The 22,436-nt window shown below is 68.4% G+C and carries 25 protein-coding genes; 2 read left to right on the top strand and 23 right to left on the bottom strand.

Features of this window, described 5'->3' with window-relative positions:
* Window positions 1-61 precede the first annotated feature (61 nt).
* The 11 genes from ACN9M6_RS05755 to ACN9M6_RS05705 all read right to left on the bottom strand — a co-directional run bounded on the left by ACN9M6_RS05755 (window position 62) and on the right by ACN9M6_RS05705 (window position 12,215).
* Window positions 62-1,621, bottom strand: coding sequence for a c-type cytochrome (locus ACN9M6_RS05755; RefSeq protein WP_419161960.1), 1,560 nt, complete (start codon window positions 1,619-1,621; stop codon window positions 62-64).
* A complete protein-coding gene (locus ACN9M6_RS05750) occupies window positions 1,618-2,415 on the bottom strand; it encodes a c-type cytochrome (protein ID WP_419161959.1) in 798 nt (265 codons plus the stop codon). The genes ACN9M6_RS05755 and ACN9M6_RS05750 overlap by 4 nt, the downstream gene beginning before the upstream one ends.
* Window positions 2,412-3,272, bottom strand: a complete 861-nt coding sequence (locus ACN9M6_RS05745; RefSeq protein WP_419161958.1) for a c-type cytochrome — start codon at window positions 3,270-3,272, stop codon at window positions 2,412-2,414. The genes ACN9M6_RS05750 and ACN9M6_RS05745 overlap by 4 nt, the downstream gene beginning before the upstream one ends.
* Window positions 3,273-5,045, bottom strand: a complete 1,773-nt coding sequence (locus tag ACN9M6_RS05740) for a cytochrome ubiquinol oxidase subunit I (protein WP_419161957.1) — start codon at window positions 5,043-5,045, stop codon at window positions 3,273-3,275.
* Window positions 5,042-6,424 (bottom strand): radical SAM protein, encoded by a 1,383-nt coding sequence (locus ACN9M6_RS05735; RefSeq protein ID WP_419161956.1) that lies wholly within the window; start codon window positions 6,422-6,424, stop codon window positions 5,042-5,044. The genes ACN9M6_RS05740 and ACN9M6_RS05735 overlap by 4 nt, the downstream gene beginning before the upstream one ends.
* A 26-nt stretch (window positions 6,425-6,450) precedes the next feature.
* Entirely contained in the window at window positions 6,451-8,694 is a 2,244-nt protein-coding gene (locus ACN9M6_RS05730; protein WP_419161955.1) for a universal stress protein, read from the bottom strand.
* Between the two features lie 260 nt (window positions 8,695-8,954).
* Entirely contained in the window at window positions 8,955-9,662 is a 708-nt protein-coding gene (locus ACN9M6_RS05725) for an ABC transporter permease (protein ID WP_419161954.1), read from the bottom strand.
* Window positions 9,659-10,606, bottom strand: a complete 948-nt coding sequence (locus ACN9M6_RS05720) for an ATP-binding cassette domain-containing protein (protein WP_419161953.1) — start codon at window positions 10,604-10,606, stop codon at window positions 9,659-9,661. The genes ACN9M6_RS05725 and ACN9M6_RS05720 overlap by 4 nt, the downstream gene beginning before the upstream one ends.
* Window positions 10,603-10,875, bottom strand: coding sequence for a ferredoxin (locus tag ACN9M6_RS05715; RefSeq protein WP_419161952.1), 273 nt, complete (start codon window positions 10,873-10,875; stop codon window positions 10,603-10,605). Before ACN9M6_RS05715 ends, ACN9M6_RS05720 begins: the two co-directional genes overlap by 4 nt.
* Window positions 10,876-10,878: 3 nt before the next feature.
* Window positions 10,879-11,322, bottom strand: a complete 444-nt coding sequence (locus ACN9M6_RS05710; RefSeq protein ID WP_419161951.1) for a PCP reductase family protein — start codon at window positions 11,320-11,322, stop codon at window positions 10,879-10,881.
* Window positions 11,319-12,215, bottom strand: coding sequence for a P-loop NTPase (locus ACN9M6_RS05705; RefSeq protein ID WP_419161950.1), 897 nt, complete (start codon window positions 12,213-12,215; stop codon window positions 11,319-11,321). Before ACN9M6_RS05705 ends, ACN9M6_RS05710 begins: the two co-directional genes overlap by 4 nt.
* 118 nt (window positions 12,216-12,333) lie before the next feature.
* Here ACN9M6_RS05705 and ACN9M6_RS05700 point away from each other — a divergent pair, with 118 nt between their 5' ends.
* Together ACN9M6_RS05700 and ACN9M6_RS05695 are read left to right on the top strand one after the other, a co-directional pair.
* Window positions 12,334-12,540, top strand: a complete 207-nt coding sequence (locus tag ACN9M6_RS05700) for a hypothetical protein (protein ID WP_419161949.1) — start codon at window positions 12,334-12,336, stop codon at window positions 12,538-12,540.
* A 4-nt stretch (window positions 12,541-12,544) separates the two neighbouring features.
* Window positions 12,545-13,180, top strand: a complete 636-nt coding sequence (locus ACN9M6_RS05695; RefSeq protein ID WP_419161948.1) for an HmuY family protein — start codon at window positions 12,545-12,547, stop codon at window positions 13,178-13,180.
* On the opposite strand, the gene hemC is transcribed toward ACN9M6_RS05695, so the two are convergent.
* From hemC to ACN9M6_RS05635, 12 genes are all read right to left on the bottom strand, one after another.
* Window positions 13,170-14,135, bottom strand: a complete 966-nt coding sequence (gene hemC, locus ACN9M6_RS05690) for a hydroxymethylbilane synthase (protein WP_419161947.1) — start codon at window positions 14,133-14,135, stop codon at window positions 13,170-13,172. The genes ACN9M6_RS05695 and hemC overlap by 11 nt on opposite strands.
* Before the next feature lie 345 nt (window positions 14,136-14,480).
* Window positions 14,481-14,894, bottom strand: a complete 414-nt coding sequence (locus ACN9M6_RS05685; protein WP_419161946.1) for a PaaI family thioesterase — start codon at window positions 14,892-14,894, stop codon at window positions 14,481-14,483.
* Window positions 14,895-14,941: 47 nt separating this feature from the next.
* Window positions 14,942-16,651 (bottom strand): Na(+)/H(+) antiporter subunit D, encoded by a 1,710-nt coding sequence (locus ACN9M6_RS05680; protein ID WP_419161945.1) that lies wholly within the window; start codon window positions 16,649-16,651, stop codon window positions 14,942-14,944.
* Window positions 16,641-16,937, bottom strand: a complete 297-nt coding sequence (locus ACN9M6_RS05675; protein ID WP_419161944.1) for a hypothetical protein — start codon at window positions 16,935-16,937, stop codon at window positions 16,641-16,643. Before ACN9M6_RS05675 ends, ACN9M6_RS05680 begins: the two co-directional genes overlap by 11 nt.
* Window positions 16,938-16,940: 3 nt before the next feature.
* Complete coding sequence (locus ACN9M6_RS05670; protein ID WP_419161943.1) at window positions 16,941-18,404, bottom strand: monovalent cation/H+ antiporter subunit D family protein; 1,464 nt, start codon at window positions 18,402-18,404, stop codon at window positions 16,941-16,943.
* Window positions 18,401-19,879: a monovalent cation/H+ antiporter subunit D family protein gene (locus tag ACN9M6_RS05665; RefSeq protein ID WP_419162261.1), complete on the bottom strand. Its 1,479-nt coding sequence runs from the start codon at window positions 19,877-19,879 to the stop codon at window positions 18,401-18,403. The genes ACN9M6_RS05670 and ACN9M6_RS05665 overlap by 4 nt, the downstream gene beginning before the upstream one ends.
* On the bottom strand, window positions 19,879-20,250 hold the full coding sequence (locus tag ACN9M6_RS05660; protein WP_419161942.1) for a cation:proton antiporter subunit C: 372 nt from the start codon (window positions 20,248-20,250) through the stop codon (window positions 19,879-19,881). The genes ACN9M6_RS05665 and ACN9M6_RS05660 overlap by 1 nt, the downstream gene beginning before the upstream one ends.
* On the bottom strand, window positions 20,247-20,669 hold the full coding sequence (locus ACN9M6_RS05655; RefSeq protein WP_419161941.1) for a Na(+)/H(+) antiporter subunit B: 423 nt from the start codon (window positions 20,667-20,669) through the stop codon (window positions 20,247-20,249). The genes ACN9M6_RS05660 and ACN9M6_RS05655 overlap by 4 nt, the downstream gene beginning before the upstream one ends.
* Window positions 20,666-21,223: a DUF4040 domain-containing protein gene (locus ACN9M6_RS05650; protein ID WP_419162260.1), complete on the bottom strand. Its 558-nt coding sequence runs from the start codon at window positions 21,221-21,223 to the stop codon at window positions 20,666-20,668. Before ACN9M6_RS05650 ends, ACN9M6_RS05655 begins: the two co-directional genes overlap by 4 nt.
* A gap of 8 nt (window positions 21,224-21,231) precedes the next feature.
* Complete coding sequence (mnhG, locus tag ACN9M6_RS05645; RefSeq protein WP_419161940.1) at window positions 21,232-21,564, bottom strand: monovalent cation/H(+) antiporter subunit G; 333 nt, start codon at window positions 21,562-21,564, stop codon at window positions 21,232-21,234.
* Entirely contained in the window at window positions 21,564-21,845 is a 282-nt protein-coding gene (locus ACN9M6_RS05640; RefSeq protein ID WP_419161939.1) for a monovalent cation/H+ antiporter complex subunit F, read from the bottom strand. The genes mnhG and ACN9M6_RS05640 overlap by 1 nt, the downstream gene beginning before the upstream one ends.
* A complete protein-coding gene (locus ACN9M6_RS05635; RefSeq protein ID WP_419161938.1) occupies window positions 21,842-22,321 on the bottom strand; it encodes a Na+/H+ antiporter subunit E in 480 nt (159 codons plus the stop codon). Before ACN9M6_RS05635 ends, ACN9M6_RS05640 begins: the two co-directional genes overlap by 4 nt.
* Between the last annotated feature and the right edge of the window lie 115 nt (window positions 22,322-22,436).

Genomic DNA, 22,436 nt, shown 5'->3' with positions numbered 1-22,436 from the left:
TTACCTCCGTATGAGAAACTCTGCGTGATTGCCATCGAAGTTGCTATCGAAGGCGCCGTCGTCACTCCCTCCCTCGATCCTGCGCCCGGCGCACGAGAACCAGACCGAAGGCCCCCGTCAAGAGCATGGCCAGCAACGGCGTAACGACTACGGTGCTGGACGCCGGTGGTTCGAGGAGAACGTAGTACCATGTGCTCACCGAACTCCGCTTTCCGACCTCGGCGCTCGAGCCGTCCCACGCCTGGAAAGCGATGGGCATGGGCACCCCCTCCGTGAAGTCCAGGCCCTCGCTCTCGACCTCGATCGAACGACGGATATAGAGCGTCCACCGCCCCTCCTCCCAGGTCGCTTCACCGCGCACCGGATCTTCGGCGAGCGGTTCGACCGAATCGAGCCCCCTGCCCCGCCCGGCGCCCGCCCCGGCCTCCGAACTCCACGTCCACAGGTAGACCGGGTTCCGCGTGTCCCCCATCAGGAAGTAGGGGCGGTCCGTGCCCTCCGGCGGTTCGAACGGGAACTGGAGGAGCACGGCGTCGGGCGGCCGCACCAGGGACCCGTCGGCGCTGTCCGGCACGATCGGGTCGGCGCCGTCGAGGTCGAGCGAAGCCGTGATCTTGTTCTGCCACTCGTCCCAGCTCGGATCCGGGCTCCGGGACGGGTCGTTCCACTGGACGCGCAGCGCGACGTCGTTGCCGTCATGGAGACCCTGCACCCAGAGGCCGTCCACCGTCGGCGCGAAGTTGCGCGGCACCTGGATGATCTGGCCCGAGAGGGGGAAGTAGAAGGCTTCCACGCCGGCCCATGCCTCCTCGGCGCCATCCGCGGGGAGCCCGCCCTCGGCGCGTCCGACTCGGATCACGTCGCGCAGCGTGGGCATCTCGCGCGGGCCCATCGAGGCGAGGTAGTGCGCCAGCTGCCAGACCTCGTCCGGGGACACGACGCCCGAGTTCATGGCGTCGATCGCCGATGGCATCGGGGTTCCGTCCAGCCCGGTCAGCATCCTGGTGTGCAGGTCCTCGACGCTGCTGCCGCCGTTCAAGACCCATGCCTCGGTGAGGTCGGCCGCGCGAATGGGGAGACCGCGCCAGTCCTCCAGCGTGGGCGCCGACGTGCCGTCGCCGCGTCCCGACAGGCCGTGGCATTCCTCGCACAGCATGGTGAGGTACGCCGCCGCGCCCGCCTCGAGCGCCGCGGGACCGCCGCCGGGGTCCGATCCGAAGTCCAGCGGCTGGGGCGCAGGGCCCTGGCTGAAGAACCGCGAGAAGCTCTTGAGATAGACAACGAGGTCGTCGATCTCCGAATCGCCAAGGTTGGGCCAGCCGGGCATCGTCGTACCGGGGAGCCCGTTTTCGATCGCGGCCCGCATGTCCGCGTCCGTCGGGAGTTGCCCGCTCCCGGTCGTCCGGACCTGGTAGAGGGCCTGGATAAAGTCGCGGGGTCGCGGCAGCATGGACGTGGCCGCCGAGCCGTCCCCTTGTCCCGTCGCCCCGTGGCACTCCACACACCAGCGCTCGTAGACGACCTTGCCCGCGGCGGCCGCATCTTCCTGCCCCGCGAGCGCCACCACCCCGCTGGCGACGAACGCCAGCAGAACGATGGACGTACGGCGCAGGGCCCTCATTCGTGGCCCCCTTCCCCTTCTTCCTCCCACGTCCGCGGCGTGTAGCCCGACTGCTCGTAGAGATAGAGGATGGCCGCCCAGATCTCATTCTCCTCGAGGATCGGTTCCCAGGCCGGCATGGCGGAATCCCACGGCGTCCCCTCGCGCGGCAGGCCGGGGCCGCCCTTGGCGATACGCCAGAAGACGAAGCTCTCCGTCAGCTGCGGCAGGGCGCCCGAACTGGTGAAGTCGGCGGGCACCGGGTTGAAGGCGTGGGCGTAGTGGCCCTGGCCGTCGAGCAGGTCTCCGTGGCAGGGCACGCAGTTGCGGACGTACACCTCCTTTCCGACCTGCAGGTGCTCTTCCATGGAACCCTCCGCGCGGAGGGGATTCTCCAGGCCCGTCAGCTCCATGGACACGCCGCGGAAGGTGATCTGGTTCGGGGGCGCGGGGTGGATCGAGCGCAGCGTGGCCGGCGCCGCGTAGCTCGGCTTGACGTTCTGGTAGGCGAGCCAGCCGGCCATCGCCGGGAAGGCCACCATGAGGATCCCGCGCAGCGTCTTCCGGTGCCGGTCCACCATCGCGGCGCGTATCGGCGCGCGGAAGTTCCTCCAGCGCTCCTCGTCCGCGCTCATGTAGAGAAGGGTGCCCACGAGCACGATGAGCATGTACTCGAGGATCACGGAACTCGGCACCGGGGCGCTCGCGACGCCGATCACGGGGAGGACGTACCCGATCACGTACTTGAGCACGACATAGGACCCCACCACGACGATGGCGCCCTGCCAGAACGGATGGGCCAGAAATCGTCTCATCGGCTCCCTCCCGTGCTGTCGGCCGGTGCCGCGGTGCTGTCCGGAGCGGCGTCCGGGGTCTCACCCGCACCCTCCGCGGGGCCGGCGCCCTCTCCCGTCGCCAGGAAGTCCACCAGAGCGTCGAGTTCCGCGGGTGCCATCATCTGAGCCAGCGTCGGCGACATGGTACCGGCAAAGTCCCGGTAGTCCTCGTTGATGCTCGCGTTCGGGTCGACAATGCTCTCCCGGATGAACGCGGGATCCTGGCCCTGAAGCTCCTCGAACGGCGGCGCGACCATCCCGCCCTGCCCGCCCAGGGCGTGGCAGGCGAGGCAACCCGTCAGGGTGATCACCGCCATCACGTCCACCTGACTCGGGTCCGTCACGACCGGCGCCGCGGGCGCGGCCGCGGCCGCGTCGTCGTCGGCCAGCGCCGCCGCGAAATCGTCCGCGTTCACGGTGATCTCGCCGCCCTGCGCCTCAAGGAAGGCGACGAGCGTCCACAGTTCCGCCTGCGACAGGATGCGGCTCTGGTCGAGCATGATGGGCTCGAAGCCCTCCACGATGTAGGCGAGCGGGTTCGTCAGCGACTCCCACAGGTAGTCCTTGCAGCTCTGCCCTTCCACACGCGTCGCGCACACGCTGCCGGCCACGCCGACAACGTCCGGGGCACGGGTGCCGAGCCCGTGACACGCCGTGCAGCCGCCGACCCCGGCGTAGATGTCCTCGCCGATCGCCGCCAGTTCCTCGGGTGCCATATCCGCGCGCAGCACGATCTCCTCGGGCACCGCCGACTGCACCTGCGGGATCACGTTCGCCACGAAGGTGAACACCGCCAGCGTCGCCACGACCGTGAACAGGATCTTCAGGTTCGTCATCTATCCTCGCCTGTCCTGGTAGACGGACCGTTCGGCCAGACCGCCGAGCCAGAAGATGAACCCGACGAGCACGAAGAAGATGATCACGCAGATGCTGATCATCGTCGCCGCCGGGCCGAGCGCCGGCGTGAATGCCTGCTCGCTCGTGTCGCGGATGACCTCGTAGACGTGCCAGTGCTGCCGGATCCCGCTGCGGGCGAAGCCCATGAGCCCCATGAGCCAGGTGAACGTCACGGCGAGGATGAGCAGCGCGTACTGCGACCGTTCGGGCATCTGCCCCCAGCGGATCTCGCCCCGGGACTTCGCGCCGCGGAGCATCACCATGTCGAGGCCGATCACGAACAGGATCGTCGCCAGCACCGCCAGGACCTGGTAGACCGAGAACCCGATGCGCACGATCGCGGTCACGAAATAGCCATACACCCCGTAGAAGACGACCACGATCGCGGCGACCGCGAAGGCCGCGCCCTGCAGCATGGTTCCGGCGCGCACCCATGGCACCACCGGATCCTTGTTCGCCCGCCGATACATCAGAAACGACAGGAACGTCGTCAGGATCATCAGGTTCACGGCGGTGTTCTTGGCGCTCATCACGCCCAGCACCTGCAGGAACGGGTGCCGGATCCCGCCCATGGCCGCGATCTCGTCGCGGTCGGCGATCATCGTGTTCGGCGTGGCCCACACGATCACGCCGAGGACGAGCACGAGGAGCATCCACTTGATGTAGGGCTGGAAGCGCTCCGCGCCCGGGATCCTCCCCATCCCGATCCACAGGTAGTAGTTGCCCGCGAGGAAGAGGATGCCGATGAGGAAGGCCTGGATGATCCAGAGCCAGCTCATGAACCCACCCATCATGGTGATCCCCATCTGCTGGCTGAACTCGTAGATCTCGCGTCCGAGGTAGTATCCGGCGAAGGGGAGGACGATGAGCGCGCCGATCGCGATCAGGTTGCCGGTGTAGCCCATCCAGTCGTAGTGGGCCCGCTCTTCGTCAGTCTTGCTCGTGAGGAACCGGTACGCCGCATAGGCGCCGACGATCGCGCCGCCGAAGACGACGTTGGCCAGGAGCCGGTGGACGTTGATCGGCATCCAGGTCGCGTTGTTGATCGCGCTCCACAGCTGGACGGTCTGGGGGGCCGTGTCCACGGTGAGATCCGCCGGCGGGCTCATCATGTAGGTGAGCCACCCGTTCGCGATGAACATGACGATCGTGCCCCACACGTTCAGCATGATCCCCAGGCACCAGTGGGCCTTCTTCGCCGCGCCCTTCTTCCACGCGTCCCACCCGTAGTAGTACAGGTAGAGCGTGAAGGACTCGAGGAAGAACATGCCCGCGTACACCCACATCGACGGAGCGAAGACGGCCGTCAGGTAGGCCCAGAAGCGCGGATAGAGGGTGGAGAGGAAGAAGACGAGGATCGCGCCCCAGATTGCGGTCGCGCTGTAGGCCACGAGCAGAAGGCGCGTGAACTCCTTGGCGAGTTTGTCGTACTTCCTGTCTCCGCCGAAGATGCCGATCGCCTCGATGACGACCGCGAACATCGGCACGCCGAGCACGAAGGCGGCGAACAGGAGGTGGAGCTGGGCCGCGATCCATACCGCGCCCCGCCGGTCGAGACCCAGGAAGTTGAATTCGCCGTAATCGGGCCCCGGCGCCTGCGCGAGGAGCGGTAGCGCCACCGCGAGCGCGAGGACGGCCAGTACCGCCCCGCGGCTCAGCCAGCGCCACCGCCCGCCGTCGGGCGCGAGCTCTCGGGCCCGGTCGAGCTTCATCGCTTCTCTCCCCGCCCCGCGCTCCGCCGGCTCCGGGCGAAGAAGGGCATCCGCTTCGAAAAGTCCACCGGCATGGCGCGGCGGACTTCGGTCATCACGTCGAGGGTCACTTCGGAGTGCCCGCGCTCGCGAGCGAACTTCTCCACCCTCCCGGCCACGACCCCGCGCACGAAGCTGGGGATGGCGTTGAGCCGCGCGTCGGCTTCCACGCTCCAGGGAAGCCGGAGTTCGGCGGGGGACCCGTAGGTCACCTCATGGCGTGGCGGGATGGCCTCTGCGATCCCGGGCGCCGGTTCATAGGCACAGGCCGGATCGGGTCCGAGCAGATCGCCGTCCACCGCGTAGGCGCGCGCCCGGCAGCCGCCGCATAGCGCGCGGTACTCGCAGCGTCCGCACTTGCCGCCCAGCTCGCCCTCGCGCAGCAGGCGGAAGACCGTCGCCTCGCGCCAGATCTCCCCGAACGACGAGGTCGCCAGATCCCCGGCCACCTCCGGCATATACGGGCAGGGGGTCACCTTCCCCTCGGGGGTGATGCGGCAGTACTGCACGCCGCACGGGCAGCGCGTGCGGTAGTTGAGCAGCGGCGATTCCGGGTCCCGCTCGTGCACGTGGCGCATGAGCTGTGGCTGGCACTTGGAGCGGATCATGAGCCGGCCGCGGTATTCGCGCTGCAGCTCGGAGAGCCGGACCACGATCTCATCGTTCTCCTCCGGAGCGAGACCGCGCATGCCTTCGCCCCTGCCGGTCTCGACGAGGAAGTAGACGTTAAGACATACCGCGCCGCGGTCATCCGCCCATGCCGCGACCGCGTCGAGTTCGTCGCGGTTCCCGCGCGTGACCGTGAACTGGATGAGGAAGTCGAGCCCCTGCGCCGAGAGACGGTCGACGGCGGCGAGCGTATCCTCCAGCGCTCCCTCCCCATGCCGGAAGCGGTCGTGATAGCGCGGGTTCAGCGAGTCGACGCTCAGCGCCACTCCCTGGACCCCGGCCTCCATGAGCGAGCGAATGCGCTCGTCGGTGAGTCCGGTTCCGTTCGTCCCCACCGTCACGGTCGCGCCGCGCGAGGCGGCGTACGCCGCGATCTCCTCGAGGTCGGAGCGGACGAGCGGCTCGCCCCCGCTCAGGATGAGGAGGGGTGATGGGTTGACGTCGACGATCTGATCGATGACGTCGCGGCAGGCGGCCGTGTCGAGTTCGTTCTCGCTGCCGTGCCACGAGCCGGCGGAGATGTAGCAGTGGGCGCAGGCGAGGTTGCAGCGGCGAGTGAGGTTCCAGGCGATGACGTGCGGGAGGGCGACATCGGGCGCGGCGCGCGGAGACGCGGCGGCGGGCACGCCGTCCCACAGCGCCCCGGGCGCGGCTGGAGAACGTTGCGCCACGGCTTCCGCGCCCAGCGGAGCTCCAGTCACGCGGGGCGGGGCCCTTGCTCCGACCCGGAGTCGGCCCGACCCCCTTCATCGCCCAGTTCCTTCTCCGCGAACCGCTCCACGGCGGCGCGCGCGTCCTCGGGCGAGACCGTCTTGAAGTCCACGGGACAGTCCGCGGCCTGCTGCTCGATATCGCGGATCGGACAGCGCGTCACGCCGGAGGCCTTCGCCTCTTCGATGAAGCGCCTCATCTCCTCGCTCATGCCGTCCACGCCGGCGGCTTCGGCCCGGGCCTGCTTCGCCTTCAGTTCGTTGAACATCACGAGCATGGTGTCGAGATCGAACTCGTCGGCCGCGATCATCGCGTCCTTGTTCTCGTCCATGACGAGAGTCGTGACGCGCCACATGTCCTGTTCACGGGCGAAGCGCTCGACCGTGTTTCGCGCGAGCGGGCGTGCGATCAGCGGCACCCGGCCCAGGCGCTCGAACGCCTCGCGGGTCCAGGCAACGGGGTCCGCGGCGGTGCGGTCGCGCGGGATCTCGTTGTCGGTGACCGGACACTTCGCCATCACCGGCAGCGGCGCGTCGAAGACATCGTCGTCGCTCGTCTGGACGACGGTCCGCTTCATCGCCTCAGCGGCCTTTACCTCGGCGAGGGCGAGTTCCTCTGCGTCGCCGATGCCCATGACGAGCTGCATGTGGGTCGGCAGGAGTTTCTTGATCGCCTCGTCCAGACGCTCGTTGGTCACGACGGGGAGCTGGTCCCGATTCCACACCTCGGGCCCCGATCCGTCGGCGCGCTTTTCGTTCGAGGCCTGTCCGACCTCCTCGATCGAGGGCGCCGCGCCGACCGCAAGGGCCTCGCGGGCCATCTCGGCCGTCACGTTGGCCGTCGGCGCACTCCCGTTCGACTCCGCGCGGTATTTCTTCTCATCCTTCGGGTTCGGCACGAACGCGGCCGCGTAACGGCTGCCGGGTCCGTAGTGTTCGAGCACGAACTCCTCGACGGCCTTGCGCGCGATTCCGAGCGCAAAGGGCGGCACGCGCAGGATCCTCACTTCCGCCTCGGGCGCCCACTCGAGTCCGGCCTCGCCATCCTCCTCGATCCAGGGGATCTCTTCCGGCCGCACGTGTTCGGTCCCGATCAGGAGCACATTCGTGTCCGCGAGACTGACCAGATTGTCGGCCTGAGAGCCGATGTCGGTGCCCTCGATGCGGTGTGAGCCGTGGCGCGCGACGATGAGGAGAGACGGGTCGATTTCCTCGGCCCACTTCAACAACACGTCGAAGGGCTTTCCGATGAGCACCTGGGTCTCGACCTCGACCTCGGGATACTCGCTCGCCATCACCTCGGCCCGCTTGATGTTCGCCTTGCAGAGACGCAGCAGGCCCTTGTCGATGATGTTGTTATGGAGCTCTTCCTGCTCCTCGAACTTGAACACCTTCGAGGCCTGGACCGAGAGCACGTCCTTGATGTTGTTGAACACGACGTGGTGGTACTGGACGTCGAAGGCGCTCCCGATGTGGAGCTTCGCCCCGTACTCCCGGGCCATCTCGAGCGCGATCCTGAGCCCCTTGTAGGCATAGGCCGAACCGTCCACTCCGACCAGCCAGTTCCCGCCCTCGAGGGGGCGATCGTGGCGGACTATGAGCGCGTCTTTCTCGATCCCCCGCAGGGCACGGGCCACCACGCCGCCGAGGCGGCTGCGTTCCTGGCGGCCGAGGCCGTGGGCCCCAATCGCGACCAGGTCGTAGTCGCGCCCGGAACTCCCGGCGAGCTTGTCCTCCTGCTCTTCGTCCTCCGCCACCAGCCGACCGTCCTCGCCCAGCTGAACGTCGGTGCGCTGTTTCTCACTCCCGTCGTAATTGTGGGCGATGTTGGGGTCGAATCCGATGAGACTCGGGAGGCGTCCGCCGCCCCGGTTGGCCTCGTTGATGATCTCCTCGTAGTTGATGCCCTCGAGGAGCTGTCGGGTGATCGTCACACCGGCGTCGGCGCAGCGGCGGTGGAGTTGATCCAGGAAGCTGTCGGAGATGAGCTGGAGGCCCTTCTCGATCAGCTTGTCGTGGATCTTCCGCTGGCGGCGGATTTCGGCGGGTTCCTGGAACTGGGCCGGGAGGCCGATCTCGAGCTGCCGGAAGCGGATGTCGTGGAGGCGAGCCGCGTAGACGTGTGAACCGGTGATCCGGCCGCCCGAGTGGGCGCAGATCTCAATGGACCGGTCCACGGCCCAGTCCGACTCGCGCGAGTTATCGACCGGGACGAATAGCTCTCGGTACATGGCGCTCCGCAGGCTGGCGTGCTACGGCCGGTTCAAGATGCTCGAGCCAGTCTCGCCAAGCCGTACGATCCCGGCGCGCGCGACCCAGGAAGATCGGCCACGGACAGGGACTTCGGCGACGCTGCTCAAAGGTTCTCGGGATCGCCCGGAGGTCCGGGCCCCCGCTTGTGCGCCAAGAAGTTGCGGGAGCCTACGGGGAAAGTCAAACGCGCCCCGAACGGCGCGGTGAAACGCCGATCCACAGGTTTCGGATCGCCGCTCTACGCTGTCCGCGGCCAGCGGAGACGGCGGCTCCATTCGGCCGCGAAAGCTGCCGCTCCGAGGGTGCCCACGAGGAGGACGAGAAAGCTCGGAAACCACGCCGCGGGGTCGGCCGACGCCCCGCCGACTCCGGCGCCCAGCGCGGCCCGGAGCGGAGTGTATGGATTCCATGCGGCCGCAATCTCGGTCCATCCGGGAACGGGGAGGCGGAAGAAGCCTGCGAAGTGCAGCAGGAGGAGGGAGAGGGCGGCGGAGGCGAGGGCCGCCTCGGCAAGCGACCGCACGAGGGCGGCGACGAGGGGGCCGATCAGGTTTGCGAACCAGAGGGCGGCGAGGGCCCCGAGGAGGACGACAGGGGTGGCTCGCAGACCCCCGGCGGACCCGAGCAGGAGCAGGAGCACCGGGACGAGCTGTATCGCGTCGACCGCGGTGCCGGCCAGCGTACGCTCGAGCAGCCAGCGGGGAGCCGGATATCCAGTCCGGAGCACTTCGTCGAGCCACCCGTCGCGTGCGTCGCGGACGGCCGGGATGGCGGAACCGAAGGCCCCGAAGAAGACGAGGAACACGCCGAACACGGCGACCCGGTGCGGGGCCGCCGCCTCGCTCAGGGCCACCGGGGTGAGGAGCAGGAGTGGCACGGCGACGTTCCACACAAACAGTCGTCGCCGCCGGAGGGCCGACCGCCACGCGAGACGCCAGACGGTCACCGGTCGTCCTCCTCGAGTCGCCGGCCCGTGAGCACGAGGAAGGCGTCGGCGAGGGTCGGGGTTCGCACGTCGACCGAATTCACGGAGAGACCGGCGCGCAGAACCCAGGACAGCGTGTCGGGAAGTGCGTGGCGCGGATCCTCGACTTCAAGCGTTACGGTGCGTTCGCTCCACATCGCCGAGTGTACGCCGTCCGGCACCCCCTCGAGTGCCGAGGGGTCCTCTGGCCCGGCTTCGGCGAAGTGGATTTCGACGCGCGGCCGAACCCCGACGCGGGCAAGCAGCCGGGCGGGAGTGTCCGCCGCCTCGCACCGTCCGTCGACGATGAACGCGACACGGTCGCAATGGGCTGCCGCGAAGCCGGGATCATGCGCGGAAAGCACGGAGGTGCCCCCATCGGCCCGGTGGCCGGAAAGCGCCGTGGCGAGCACCGCCGCGCCATCAGGGTCGAGTCCGGCCAGCGGCTCGTCGAGGAGCAGCAGGCTCGGCGCCGCCCCGAAGGCGATGGCGAGGGCCAGACGGCGCCGCATCCCGCTCGAATACGTGCCGGCCGGTCGGTCGGCGTCGTCGGCCAGCCCGAAACGGGCGAGCCAGGCGGCCGCGGTGGCGCGGGCTTCGGAAACGGACGCGCCGCGCAACTCGAGAAGAGCAGCCGCGTTCTCCCGGCCGCTCAGCCACCGGCGGAAGACCGGCTGATCGGTTGCGAGCCAGCGCGCCCGCGGGTTGTCGACCTCGGGCGCCCGGCGGATCCCGGGAGCGGCGTCCCCGGCGAGGAGCCGGAGAAAGGTGGACTTGCCGGATCCGTTGGGCCCCAGGAGTCCGAGCACCTCCCCGGCGGACACGTCGAGCGACAGATCACGGAGGGCCCGGCGGCCATCCGGATAGGCGTACCCGAGGGCATGCGCGGTCACGAGGGGATGAACCCCGCCGGCGACGCGGGTCACGGAACGATCTCGACTCCGTCCTCCAAGACGGTGATCGCGTCGACGGGGCAGGAGGCGCACGCCTCAACGAAGCGGTTTTTCGACGTGTGCTCGGGCGTGGTGAACACGGCGACGCCATCCTCATCGAGGTCGAACGCCTCGGGAGCCTCCTCGATGCAGTCCCCGAATCCCACGCACAGGTCGCGATCGATGACGGCGCGGAGGCCGTGCACGTCCCGCTCGACCAGCGGATCCGGAGCGCCCGCCGGTTCCCCTCCGTTGTTTCCCACCCGCTACATTCCTTCCAGGCCCAGATCCGAGCGCGCGCGGTCCATGACGTCCGGCGTCATCTCCTCGATCCCCCGCTCCCGGGCGTACTCGTTGTAGATCTTCTTCACCATCCCACGGACGAACGAAGGTACGTGGCCGAGACGCTCGACCGCGTCCACGTTCCAGCGAACCGGCCCGGGTTTCGTCGTGGACGCCGGCGCGAAGGCTTCCTCCCGCCCCGCCGTTACGCCGGTCCGGATCCCTTCGAAGTTCGCGTCCGGTACGGTGCGGCCGCCGATCTTGACTCCCAGCGAGCTCACCAGTTGCGTCTCCATGGGGTTCGCCAGCATGGCCGTCTTCCGGCCACAGGAGGGGCAGGTGAAGACCGCGGCCAGGGTGCCATCTCCGGGCACCGCCCGTTCCTCGAAGGCCATCTGACGATCACAGTCGACGCAGAGGAATTTCATGTGTTCTCTCCCGCCGGGATGGCGCGGAGCACGTCGGCGACCTCCGCCAGGGTGACCGCCGCCGGGCCGGCCTCGGCCCACCACGCGTCGAGCCTCCCCGTGTCGGCTGCGGCCCCCAGCCGCCGGTCGAACGGGATCCGGGCGAGCAGCGGCGTTTCGAAACGGCGAGCCAGGTCCTCACCCGCCCCTCCGGCGTGCAAGGGAGAAAGGGCGCCGCAGGCGTCGCAGTGCACGCCGGACATGTTCTCGACTACGCCCAGGAGCCGCAGGCCGCGCGCCCGCGCCAGATCGAGCGAACGGGCGACGGAGTCCCGCGATGCTGCGCTGGGAATGGTGATGGCGACGGCGCCCGCGAGATCCGGAACGAGCCCGTGAAGCTGGGCGAGGCGCTGTGTGCCCGGCGGCAGGTCGACGAGGAGCACGTCCAGCCGCCCCCAGGCCACATCGGACAGAAACTCGCGCAGCGCCCCTCTCTCCTGGGCGCCGCGCCATACGAAGCCCGCGTCCACCGGCTCTCGCCAGTCGAGGGCACGGTCAGGTTCGAGGAGGAGGGCCATCGACATCAGGCGGACCCCTGCCGGGGAGACGGGGGGCTCGAGTCCGGCCGGCCCTTCGACAAGGCTTCCCGGTTCGACGCCGAGCAGTCGCGCGGCACTGGGACCGTTCAGGTCCGCGTCGATGAGACCCACCCGGTCGCCCCGCCGGACGAGCGCCGTCGCGAGGAGCGCCGAAATCAGGCTCTTCCCCACCCCACCCTTGCCGCTCATGACGCCGATCACGCGTCCGACCGACGCGAGTCGCGCCCGGACGCACTCCTCCTGCGCCGCGATCTGGTCGGGCAGGTCGGAGCGGAGTTCGTCCACTTCGTGGTATGTGCGGATTCCGGGAGTCATCGGGCGTGCAAGCTCCCACGGGGCCGGCGAGGGGTCAACGGAGGACGCGAAGTTTCGGGGCGCGCCCTGTTATCGTACGATGATGGGGTCGACCGCAGCTATCGCAAACGGACGTCCAATGTCGATCATCAGCTTTCACCGCTTCCTCATCACCACGGCCATCGTTTTCTGCGCCGTGTTCGCCGCGTGGGAGTTCCGGATCTTCGCCACCAGCGGCAGCCTCGGGGCCCTTGCCCTCGGTGTCGGGTTCGCGTTCGCAGCGGCCGCTCTGGCTTACTATCTGGCGAATCTGGCCAGGTTCCTGAAGTCCGAGTCGCCTCGGTAGGGACGTGAGCGGGGACAATCGGGAGCAGCCGGAGGGACGCCGGCCGATCGGCCTGTACCTTGCGGGTGGAGCGTTCGCCCTCGTCATCGGCGCCGTCGTGGCGGGCTCACTCTCCAGGCCCGATCCACTGAGCTTCGTCCCCACGCCCGTCGCCCCGCGGCCGCCGGTGGACCATTTCGTGCTGGACACGGTGACGGTCGATGCGCGGGACGGTTCCGGCTGGGTCTATTTCGACTTCGACAAGGGGAGTGCGGTCGAGGGGCCGCTCGCAGGCTGGGATCTCGCCGTGAATCGCTACCACATCGTCGTGAACGGAGGGACGGGATATCCCGGAGCGGGCGGGGCCATCGCCACCACCGCGTCGTGGGCGGCCGTGACCGAGGCGCCCGCGGCGGGCTACGAGACCACGGAGGGGGCGCTGAACGATGGGCCGGCGACGCCCGGGCTCGAGCGCTGGTACACCTACGGCTTCTTCTCCCACCTTCTGGAACCCAAGGATGAGACGTACGTCATCCGCACGGCGGAGGGCCGCTACGCCAAGCTCAGGATCCTCAGCTACTACTGTCCCCAGGCGACCCCCGGCTGCGTGACCCTCGTCTACGGCTACCAGGGGGACGGGACCCGCCGCCTCACGGGCTGAGCCGGCGGGCGCGCTCGACGAGGGCGGCCGCTCCGGACTCCAACATGCGGCTGGCCAGGCGGCGACCCAGTTCGTCCGCGCCGTCCGCGCGTCCCGCCTCGGCGTCCTGCACTGACGGTCCCCCGGCCACGTCGTAGACGGCCGCGCGCAGGCGGAGGTCTCCCCCCTGTAGCGACGCTCGCGCCGCGATGGGCACCCGACAGCCACCTTCCAGCACCGCCAGCAAGGCCCGCTCCGCCGTCACTTCCGCCCGCGCGACAGGGTCATCCAGCGCGTGGACCCGGTCGGCGCCGACATCTCCATCCGCGCGGCACTGGAGGCCGAGCGCGCCCTGCCCCGGCGCGGGCAGCCACTCCTCTCCCAGAACCCTCGCGCCCCGGGGCCGGAGACCGAGGCGTCGCAACCCCGCGGCGGCCAGCACCAGCGCCTCGAACCCGCCCTCCTGCAGCTTCCGCAGCCGCGTGTCCACGTTCCCGCGCACGGGCAGCGGGCGGAGGTCGGCGCGGCAGGCCCGCAGTTGCGCGGCGCGTCGCAGTGAAGACGTACCCACGCGCGCCGCAGTGGGGAGCCGCCGCAGCACGTCCAACCCCTCGCCACTTCCCTGGGCGACGATAGGGGCGTCGCGGACCACGAGTATGTCGCGGGGATCCTCCCGGACGGGCACCGCCGCCAGCGTGAGTCCGTCCGGCGGATCCACCGGCAGGTCCTTGAGTGAATGCACGGCGACATCGATGCGCCCCTCCCGGAGCGCCTGCTCGAGTTCCTCCGTGAACAGCCCCTTGCCTCCGATCGCCGGAAGGGGCGTGACCCGGTCGCGGTCCCCCGCCGTGGCGATGAAGCGGTATTCGACGGCGAGGCCGGGCCAGCACTCGCTCAACCGCTCTCCCACCCATTCCGCCTGGGCCCGGGAGAGCGGAGACCGCCGGGCTCCGACGACCAGCTGTGCCTCAGACACTAATCGGCGCGACGCGGGACGTTAGGGGACGGACAGGACCACCACATGCCTGAGGCCGAGCGCGTCGATCTCATACCCGTAGAAGCGTCCGTCTCGAGCGCCGGTTGCAACGAACCCGAGAGGAACTTCCAGCCGATAGCGAAACGACCCGTCGAACCCGTAAGCGTCCGAAGGTCGCAAACGTCGTGGTGACCGTGTCTCTCGGCGCCCGGCCTTCCCGTCCCTGCGCTTCCAACGGGAATCCGGCGGAAGCCAGCAGCGGCGCGAGCAGCACTGCCAACTCAGGTCGACGACACTTTCCAGGCATGTGACTCAATTTCGCACGATATCCCGGCTTCGCAAATATCACCCCACGATGGAAGAGTACGTCCCGCGTCCCACCGCGCAGAGGCGGCCCTGGGCATCGTGCACGTCCACGTCCGACACCGAGATGGTGCGGCCGTGGCGCGGCAGGCGGGCCGTGGCCCGCGGCCACGGACCGGTACAGGGACGCAGGTAGTCGACCCGCAACGAGATGGTGGGCACTCCGCCCCCGGCCCGCACCGCGACGGCCATGTCCCCCGCGATGTCGATCAGCGACGCGACCGGACCCCCGTGATAGATCGTGCCGTCGCGGGTGAGATCGGGCCGCATGGTCATCCTGAGGACCACGGTGTCCTCGCCCATCTCTTCGAGGGTGATTCCGAGTGCGACGATCGCCTCGGATTCGGCGAGGATGGACTCGATCAAGGTCCAGGAAGGAGAGTTTCGGTCTGGCATGGGATCATGTGGTCGCGGCTGTCAGGTCCTTCCACGCCGGTCGTCGCCTACCTGGCGTAGTAGAGAAGGAGGAGAACTCCGAGCAGCACGGCGACCCATATGACCGAGGTACCAGTGGGCCATGTGCGCGCGAGCACGCCCTGCGGGCCCATGTGCCGCCGCGCGGCGCCGACCACGTTTCCGGTGGTCGCGACGGCCCGTGTCGCCACGCTCCCCCGCAGCGCCCAGGCGACACGCCCCACCGCCAGTGCCGCGCCCCTGCCGACGTGTCGATAGAGCCAGTCGGCATCGAGATTCGTCGACGGCAACTCGTGCGGTTCGCGGTCCGACAATCGGAGCCATACAAAGGCCAGCACGGCGAAGAAGAGTAGCTGCAGCTGACTGATCACGTGCGCGGAGGTGAACGGCACGTAGGTGACTTCATACGGCAGGTTCGGGTACAGGAAGGCGTACGGGAACGTCCCGTTGAACACGCACAGGAAGGCCGCCGTACCCATGGCGATGAGCATGCTCGTGGGGGCTTCTTTCGTACGAATCCCGGAATCCGGCCCGAAGAAGCCGTAGAAGGGGATCTTGATCCCGGCGTGATGGAGGACGCCGGCGGAGGCGAAGAGGAGGAACACCCAGACGATGTCGAGGTTCTGCTCGAGGGCCGCCGCCATCACCATCGACTTGCTCACGAAGCCGCTGAACAGCGGAAAAGCCGCGATCGACGCGGCCCCGACCACACAGAGTGCCGCGGTCTTCGGCATGCTCTTGTAGAGTCCGCCCAGCTCACTGCACTTCGTCGTGCCCGTGCGATAGAGGAGCGCCCCCGTCGACATGAACAGGAGTCCCTTGAAGAGCACGTCGTTGAAGGCGTGGGCCACCGCTCCGTTCACGGCCAGTTCCGTACCGATCCCGATCCCGCACACCATGAACCCGATCTGGTTGATCATGCTGTAGCCCAGGACCCGGCGCAGATCGTTCTCGATCACGGCGTAGAAGATCGGGAACAGCGTCATGAGAACGCCGACGTAGATCAGGAGTTCCTCGCCCTGAAAACCGCGCGCCAGCGCGTACACGGCCACCTTGGTCGTGAACGCGCTCAGGAAGACGGCCCCGCTGTACGTGGCTTCGGGATAGGCGTCGGTGAGCCAGTTGTGGAGGAGCGGGAAGGCCGCCTTGATGCCGAACCCGAGGAGGATGAGGTTCGTCCCCAGCGTCCCCGTCTCCATCAGATCGAAGGCGACGGACCCCGTTACCCGCGCATGGGCGATGATCCCGGCCAGGAGGATGACGCCCGACCCGACCTGGACGATGAGGTATCGCATCCCCGCCCGGTATGAGCGCTCCGCGCCCCGCGCCCACACGAGAAAGACGGAACTCAGCGCAAGGAGTTCCCAGAACACGAAGAGCGTGATCAGGTCCCCGGCCTGGACCGCCCCGATCGCAGCGCCCGCGTATACCAGTGCCGAGGCGTCCTCGAGCCTGCTTTTCGCCCGGCGGGCGAAGATCAATCCGATGAGCGCGGCGATGTGAAACAGCCAGCCGAACAGCCGGCTGAGGCCGTCGATCCGGACGAGGGTCAACTCGTAGGAGAAGATGGAGACGCGCCCGAACTCCCCTTCCCCGAGCGACACGAGCAGGAGGAGGCTGACGACGGGCAGGAGAAGCACCCACGCCGAGCGGATGCGGCCCCGGAGCGCCGGCACGAGAAGTGCCCCCAGGATCATCACGGCGGCGGGCGGAAGTCCGCCCGGCAGACTACCGGTCATAGTAGTCCTCGTCCCGCATCACGCCCTTCCGGAGCGCCTTCGCCGTGTAGACGATCGCCGTATAGGCGAGGAATCCGTACACCGCGTAGAAGCCCGGCCAGCCCTCCCAGTCGCGCTCCTGGTGGCGCAACTCGTGCCACCCCATCCCCTTCTGGAGGAGGCTCACGAGGTCGAGCGCGACGACGACGGCGCACACGACGAACAGGATCCCGACCAGCCTCTTCCAGCGCTTCGGGTCGTCGAAGTAGTGCCTGCGTCCCCCCGTGTCCTGTCTGTTCGCGGCCAACTGTTACCCTCCGGCCATGGGCAGGAGCAGACGATACACATCGTCCGCGAGGAAGAAGAGCACGATGCAGCCGAGCGCCGTGAACGAGAGCGCCGCAAGGCAGAAGGCCGGCGCCTCATGGAAGCGCGGCGGCTCCGATCCGTCCGCGGGTTTCGAGAAGAAGGCGCGGATGGGGATCGGGATCAGGTACGCGATGTTGAGCAGCGAGCTGATCATCAGCACCGCGACGAAAAGGATCTGGCCCGCGTCCAGCGCGCCGAGTGCGAGATACCACTTGCTCCAGCTGCCCCCGAGCGGGGGCACGCCGATTACGCTGAGGGCTCCGATGAGGAACGCCGTCATCGTGATCGGCATGGCGCGTCCGAGCCCGCGCATGTCGCTGATCTCGGTCTTGTGGGCCGCGACGTAGATCGCGCCGGCGCAGAAGAAGAGCGTGATCTTGCCGAAGGCGTGCATGACGATGTGCATGCTGCCGCCCACGACGCCCCACGCGTTCGCGAGCGCGGCCCCGAGCACGATGTAGGAGAGCTGGCTCACCGTGGAATAGGCGAGCCGCCGCTTGAGGTTGTCCTGCGCCATGGCCACGAGCGAGCCCGCGATGACCGTGATGCCGGCCGCGTACATCAGCCACACGCTGGCGCCGGTCGTGGTCAGCAGGTCGAGGCCGAAGATGTAGACGACGACCTTCATGATCGTGAACACACCGGCCTTCACGACGGCCACGGCGTGCAGCAGGGCGCTCACCGGCGTGGGCGCCACCATGGCGGCGGGCAGCCAGCGGTGGAACGGCATGAGCGCGGCCTTCCCCGTCCCGAACGCGTACAGCGCGAGCAGGATCACCAACACCCCATCGTCCGCCCGGCCGGCGAGGATCCCCCCGTCGCGGAAATCGAGTGTGCCCGCGATGGCCCACGTCCACGCCACCGCCAGGAGGAGGAACCCGACGGACGTCGTCACGAGGATCCCCAGGTAGGTGCGCGCACCCTTCATCGCGGTCGGGGTCCCGTGGTGCGACACGAGCGGGTACGTCGACAGCGTGAGGACTTCGTAGAAGAGGAAGAGCGTGAGCATGTTGCCGGCGAGCGCCACGCCCATGGCCGCGCAAATGGAGATCGCGAAGCAGACGTAGAAGCGCGTCTGGTGCGCCTCTTTGTGGCCTCGCATGTAGCCGATCGAGTACAGCGAGGTCACGATCCAGAGCCCGGATGCCACCAGGGCGAAGAGCATGCCGAGCGGCTCCAGCCTCAGTGCCAGGGGGAGGCCGGGGAGCAGCCACACCAGCACGATCCCTGGGCGCGCAGTACCAAGGATCTGCGGTATGAGCGACGCGACGAACCCGAACAGGACCACGCCGGTGACGAGTGTGGCGGCTTCCCGCGCGTTGGGCCAGCGGCCGAGTGCAGCGATGAGCACGGCACCGGCGAGGGGAATCACCAGTGCCAGGTGCAGCGGAACGATTCCGCTCACGGGAGACCTCCCAGCACGGCCTCGGCCGCCTGCCGCGCGACGCCCGCCGAGTACTTCGTGTAGATCCCGAAGAACACCGTGGCCCCGAGCAGCACCCAGGTCGGAACGAGCATCGAGAGCGGCGCCTCGCGCGCCTCGCGCGCCCGCTCACCCGGCTCCCGGAAGAACGCCGTCTCCACGACCCGCCACACGTAGACGAGCGCGAGGAGCGAACTGAGCAGCACGAGGACGGCGACGATCAGCGCCTCCTCCTCAAGCGCCGCCTGGATCAGATACCACTTGCTGATGAAGCCGGCCGTGGCGGGCACGCCGATGAGCCCCAGACCGCCCAGCGCCCACGCGGCCATCGTCCACGGCATCACGCGCCCGATCCCGGCCATGTCCTCGAGGTCGACGGAGTGCAGCCGCAGCATGACGCACCCCATCGCCATGAACAGGCCGCCCTTGATGAGCGCGTGGTTGAACAGGTGGACGATGCCCCCCGTGAGCCCGGTCGCGGTCGCAAAACTGATCCCCAGCACCATGTAGCCGATCTGCGCCACCGACGAATAGGCGAGCATGCGCTTCATGTTGCGCTGGAAGATCGCCACCGTGGAGGCGACGAGGATGCCGGCCAGCGCGAGCGGCATGAGCGCGCGCCCGAGTCCCAGATCCACGAACGAGAACTCGAGGCCGAACACGCTGAACATGAAACGGAGCAGGATGTAGACGGAGACCTTGGTCGCCGTCGCCGCGATGAAGGCACTCACTACGGATGGCGCGTGCGCGTAGGCGTTCGGCAGCCATACGTGCAGCGGGAAGAGCGCCATCTTGAGGGCGATCCCCACCGTGAGGAAGCCGAACGCCACGAGCGCCGTGCGGCTGCCCTCGACGTCCGGAAGCCGGGCGGCCATGTCCGCCATGTTCAGCGTCCCGGTCATCTGGTACATGAGACCGATGCCGATGAGGATGAACGTAGCCCCGATCGTCCCCATCACCAGGTACTGGAAGGCGGCGGGCAGCGCCTGGCGGCGGCCGCCCTGGGCGATGAGCGCGTAGGATGAAAGCGCCGAGATCTCGAGGAAGACGAAGACGTTGAACAGGTCCCCGGTGATCGCGATGCCGAGCAGGCCCGTGAGGCAGAGCAGGTAGAGCGTGCAGAACAGGTAGTGCCGCGAGGCCGGGATTTCGTCCGCCAGGCTGCGCGGGGCGTAGGTAAGGACCAGGGCGCCGATGCCCGACACGAAGAGCAACAGGAACGCACTCAGGGCGTCCACGCGGTATTCGATGCCCCAGGGCGCCGCCCATCCCCCGAGTTCGTAGGTGATGACGCCCGTCGTGAGCACCTCGCCCAGCAGTGCCACGGCTGCCGCGAAGGTCACCCAGCACACGCCGATCGCGAACGGCAACACGAGCGCACGCCGGCGCAGGATGATGCACAGCGGCGCCGCGACGAGCGGGATGACGACCTGCAGGACCGGCAGCTGCGCGCGGATCATCGCACCTCGTCCTGCTCGTAGATCTCATCCTCCTCGATCGTCTCGTACGCCTCGCGGATGCGGACGACGAGCGCGAGCGCCACGGAGGTCGTGGCCACGCCGACGACGATCGCGGTCAGGATGAGGACGCTGGGGAGCGGGTTGCTGTAGACCTCGATCCCCTCGGCGAGGATGGGCGCAGTGCCCCCCGATACTTTCCCGATCGTGATGTACAGGAGGAAGACGGAGGCCTGGAAGATGTTGAGGCCGATCACCTTCTTGATGAGGTTGCCCCGCGAGATGACGATGTAGAACCCCGTCATCATCAGGAAGATGACGACCCAGTAGTTGTAGAGGCCGAGGGCGGAATCGAGGGCGGACTCCATCATGCGCGCCCTCGTCCCGCGAAGGTCGAATAGATCGCGATCATGACGGCGGCCACCGTCATGCCGACCCCCAGTTCAACGACCAGGATGCCGTAATGCTGCCCCGTCGACGGGTGCGCGGGATTCAGGGCTCCGTACTCGAGGAAGTTCCCGCCCAGAAGCATCGTCACGATTCCGGTGCCCGCATAGACGAGAACTCCGGTCGCGATGAGCAGCTCGATCATGCGGGCCGGCGCGACGCGACGTACCGCTGAGAGCCCGTAAATCAGCCCGTAGAGCACGAAGCCGGCCGCGAAGATCACCCCCGCCTGGAAGCCGCCCCCGGGCCCGTAGTCACCGTGGAACTGCACGTAGAGGGCGAACAGAAGGACGTACGGCAGGAGGAGCTTGCTGACGACGCGGAGGATCGTGTGATCGGTCATGACGCGTCCTCCTCACCCGTGGCGACGGGGCGACGTTTGCGGCTGCCGCGGAGGAGAACCAGCACTGCGATCCCGGCCGTGAAGATGACGACGGTCTCGCCGAGGGTGTCGTATCCGCGATAGCTGGCCAGGATGGCCGTGACCACGTTCGGTACGTGGATGTCCTCCTCGGTGCGCTCGACATACGAGGGGTGCGGGTAGTTGCTCGCCGGCGCCTCGGGATCGCCGAACCGCGGCATGTCCAGCGTCCCGTACACGAGCGCGGCTCCCGTCACCGTTACGACCACGAGCGGGAGCGCCGCCGGGCGCACGGGCCGCTTCGCCTTCCGCGTGGTCAGCGCGAGCGTGGCCAACGCGAGGATGGTCGAGATGCCGGCGCCGACCGCAGCCTCGGTGAAGGCGACGTCGGGGGCGTCGAGCAGGAGCATCCAGCAGGCGCCGAGGAAGCTGTAGATGCCCATGAGCATGACGGCCGCGAACAGCCCGCGCATGCGCACGACCGCGATCGCCGTCAGGCAGAGCAGCGTGAGCAGCAGGGCCGTGACCACCTGGATCTCGAGAGCTAGAGTCTCGATGACGCCTCCTCTGCTCCCTCTGCAGGCGTGTCGACGCGCGGCTGGAGCCCGCTCTCCAGCGCCGCGTTGGCGAGCGCGTGTGTGGATGTCGGGCTGGTGATCCACAGGAAGACCAGGATCGCGACCAGTTTCACCGTTACGATCCAGTGGGGCGACAGGAACATGAGCCCCGTGAGAATCAGTCCGGCACCCAGCGTGTCGGTGATCCCCGCGCCGTGGATGCGGCTGTAGAAATCGGGCAGGCGGACAATCCCGATCCCGCCGATGACGGCGAAGGCGGCGCCCGCCAGCACGAGTACGGTGCTCACCGTCTCGAGCATCAGCCGGCCTCCTCGCGGTCCGGGTCGGCGAAATGCCCGTACTTGGAGAACCGGAGGACGGCGATCACGCCGATGAAGTTGATGAGGGCGTACACGAGTCCGAGATCGAGAAAGTCGGGGCGACCGCTCAGGAAGCCGATCACCGCGATGAGGAGGACCGTCTTCGTCCCGAACATATTGAGGGCCAGGATGCGGTCGAAGACCGTCGGGCCCCGCCCCGCGCGAACCAGAGCGAGGCCCATGGTGACGATGATCGCCCCAACGGCGGCGGCGAGAATCATCCGCGTCCCTCGGCCCGCGCCACGCGCCGGTCCATCTCGCCGGTGAGGACGCCCTCCGCGGCTTTGCGCGTGAGAGCGTGGACCGTGATCTCGTCGCCTTCCGTGTCGATTGTCACGGTGCCGGGCGTGAGCGTGATGGAGTTGGCGTAGATGACCCGCCCCAGGTCGGTGCGCTGCCCGGCCCGCACCCGAATCACGCGCGGACTGATCGGCATGCGGGGCCTGAGGATCCGCAGGGCGACATCGACGTTCGCCTTCACGATCTCGAACACGAGCCACGGGAGGTAGAAGATCAGGCGGGGCGGAAGGTGGACCGGCGCGCCCTCATCGTCGACGATCCGCATCCGGACGGAGATGACGACGACCAGAGCGAGCGAGACGGCGCCGAACCCCAGGAGAAGCGGGTCCCTGAAGTGCCCGGACCAGAGGAGCCAGACGGCAGCCATGACGACGACGAGCCCGACGAGGTTCCTCACAGGCCGGCCATCTGCGGCGGTTCGTGGAAGCGGGCGGTCGGCCCGGCAGGTCGAGCGGCTCGCGGCATTGGCGGTCGTTAGTTGGGTGAACGTTCGGACTGCCCGGCGTCGGTCG

Origin of the sequence: Candidatus Palauibacter sp. (genome assembly GCF_965197445.1) — a bacterium.
Classification (GTDB): domain Bacteria; phylum Gemmatimonadota; class Gemmatimonadetes; order Palauibacterales; family Palauibacteraceae; genus Palauibacter.
Note: the sequence above shows the minus strand (reverse complement) of the source record. Positions and strands in the feature narration are given on the sequence as shown.

Excerpts from the sequence above, each read along its gene's own strand:
- ACN9M6_RS05730 (WP_419161955.1), bottom strand. The coding sequence starts at position 8,694 with ATGTACCGAGAGCTATTCGTCCCGGTCGATAACTCGCGCGAGTCGGAC.
- ACN9M6_RS05755 (WP_419161960.1), bottom strand. The coding sequence starts at position 1,621 with ATGAGGGCCCTGCGCCGTACGTCCATCGTTCTGCTGGCGTTCGTCGCC.
- ACN9M6_RS05655 (WP_419161941.1), bottom strand. The coding sequence starts at position 20,669 with ATGACCGATCACACGATCCTCCGCGTCGTCAGCAAGCTCCTCCTGCCG.
- ACN9M6_RS05685 (WP_419161946.1), bottom strand. The coding sequence starts at position 14,894 with ATGCCAGACCGAAACTCTCCTTCCTGGACCTTGATCGAGTCCATCCTC.
- ACN9M6_RS05750 (WP_419161959.1), bottom strand. The coding sequence starts at position 2,415 with ATGAGACGATTTCTGGCCCATCCGTTCTGGCAGGGCGCCATCGTCGTG.
- ACN9M6_RS05700 (WP_419161949.1), top strand. The coding sequence starts at position 12,334 with ATGTCGATCATCAGCTTTCACCGCTTCCTCATCACCACGGCCATCGTT.
- ACN9M6_RS05740 (WP_419161957.1), bottom strand. The coding sequence starts at position 5,045 with ATGAAGCTCGACCGGGCCCGAGAGCTCGCGCCCGACGGCGGGCGGTGG.
- ACN9M6_RS05745 (WP_419161958.1), bottom strand. The coding sequence starts at position 3,272 with ATGACGAACCTGAAGATCCTGTTCACGGTCGTGGCGACGCTGGCGGTG.
- ACN9M6_RS05705 (WP_419161950.1), bottom strand. The coding sequence starts at position 12,215 with ATGACTCCCGGAATCCGCACATACCACGAAGTGGACGAACTCCGCTCC.
- mnhG (WP_419161940.1), bottom strand. The coding sequence starts at position 21,564 with ATGCTCGAGACGGTGAGCACCGTACTCGTGCTGGCGGGCGCCGCCTTC.
- ACN9M6_RS05640 (WP_419161939.1), bottom strand. The coding sequence starts at position 21,845 with ATGATTCTCGCCGCCGCCGTTGGGGCGATCATCGTCACCATGGGCCTC.
- ACN9M6_RS05710 (WP_419161951.1), bottom strand. The coding sequence starts at position 11,322 with ATGAAATTCCTCTGCGTCGACTGTGATCGTCAGATGGCCTTCGAGGAA.
- ACN9M6_RS05660 (WP_419161942.1), bottom strand. The coding sequence starts at position 20,250 with ATGATGGAGTCCGCCCTCGATTCCGCCCTCGGCCTCTACAACTACTGG.
- ACN9M6_RS05680 (WP_419161945.1), bottom strand. The coding sequence starts at position 16,651 with ATGACCGGTAGTCTGCCGGGCGGACTTCCGCCCGCCGCCGTGATGATC.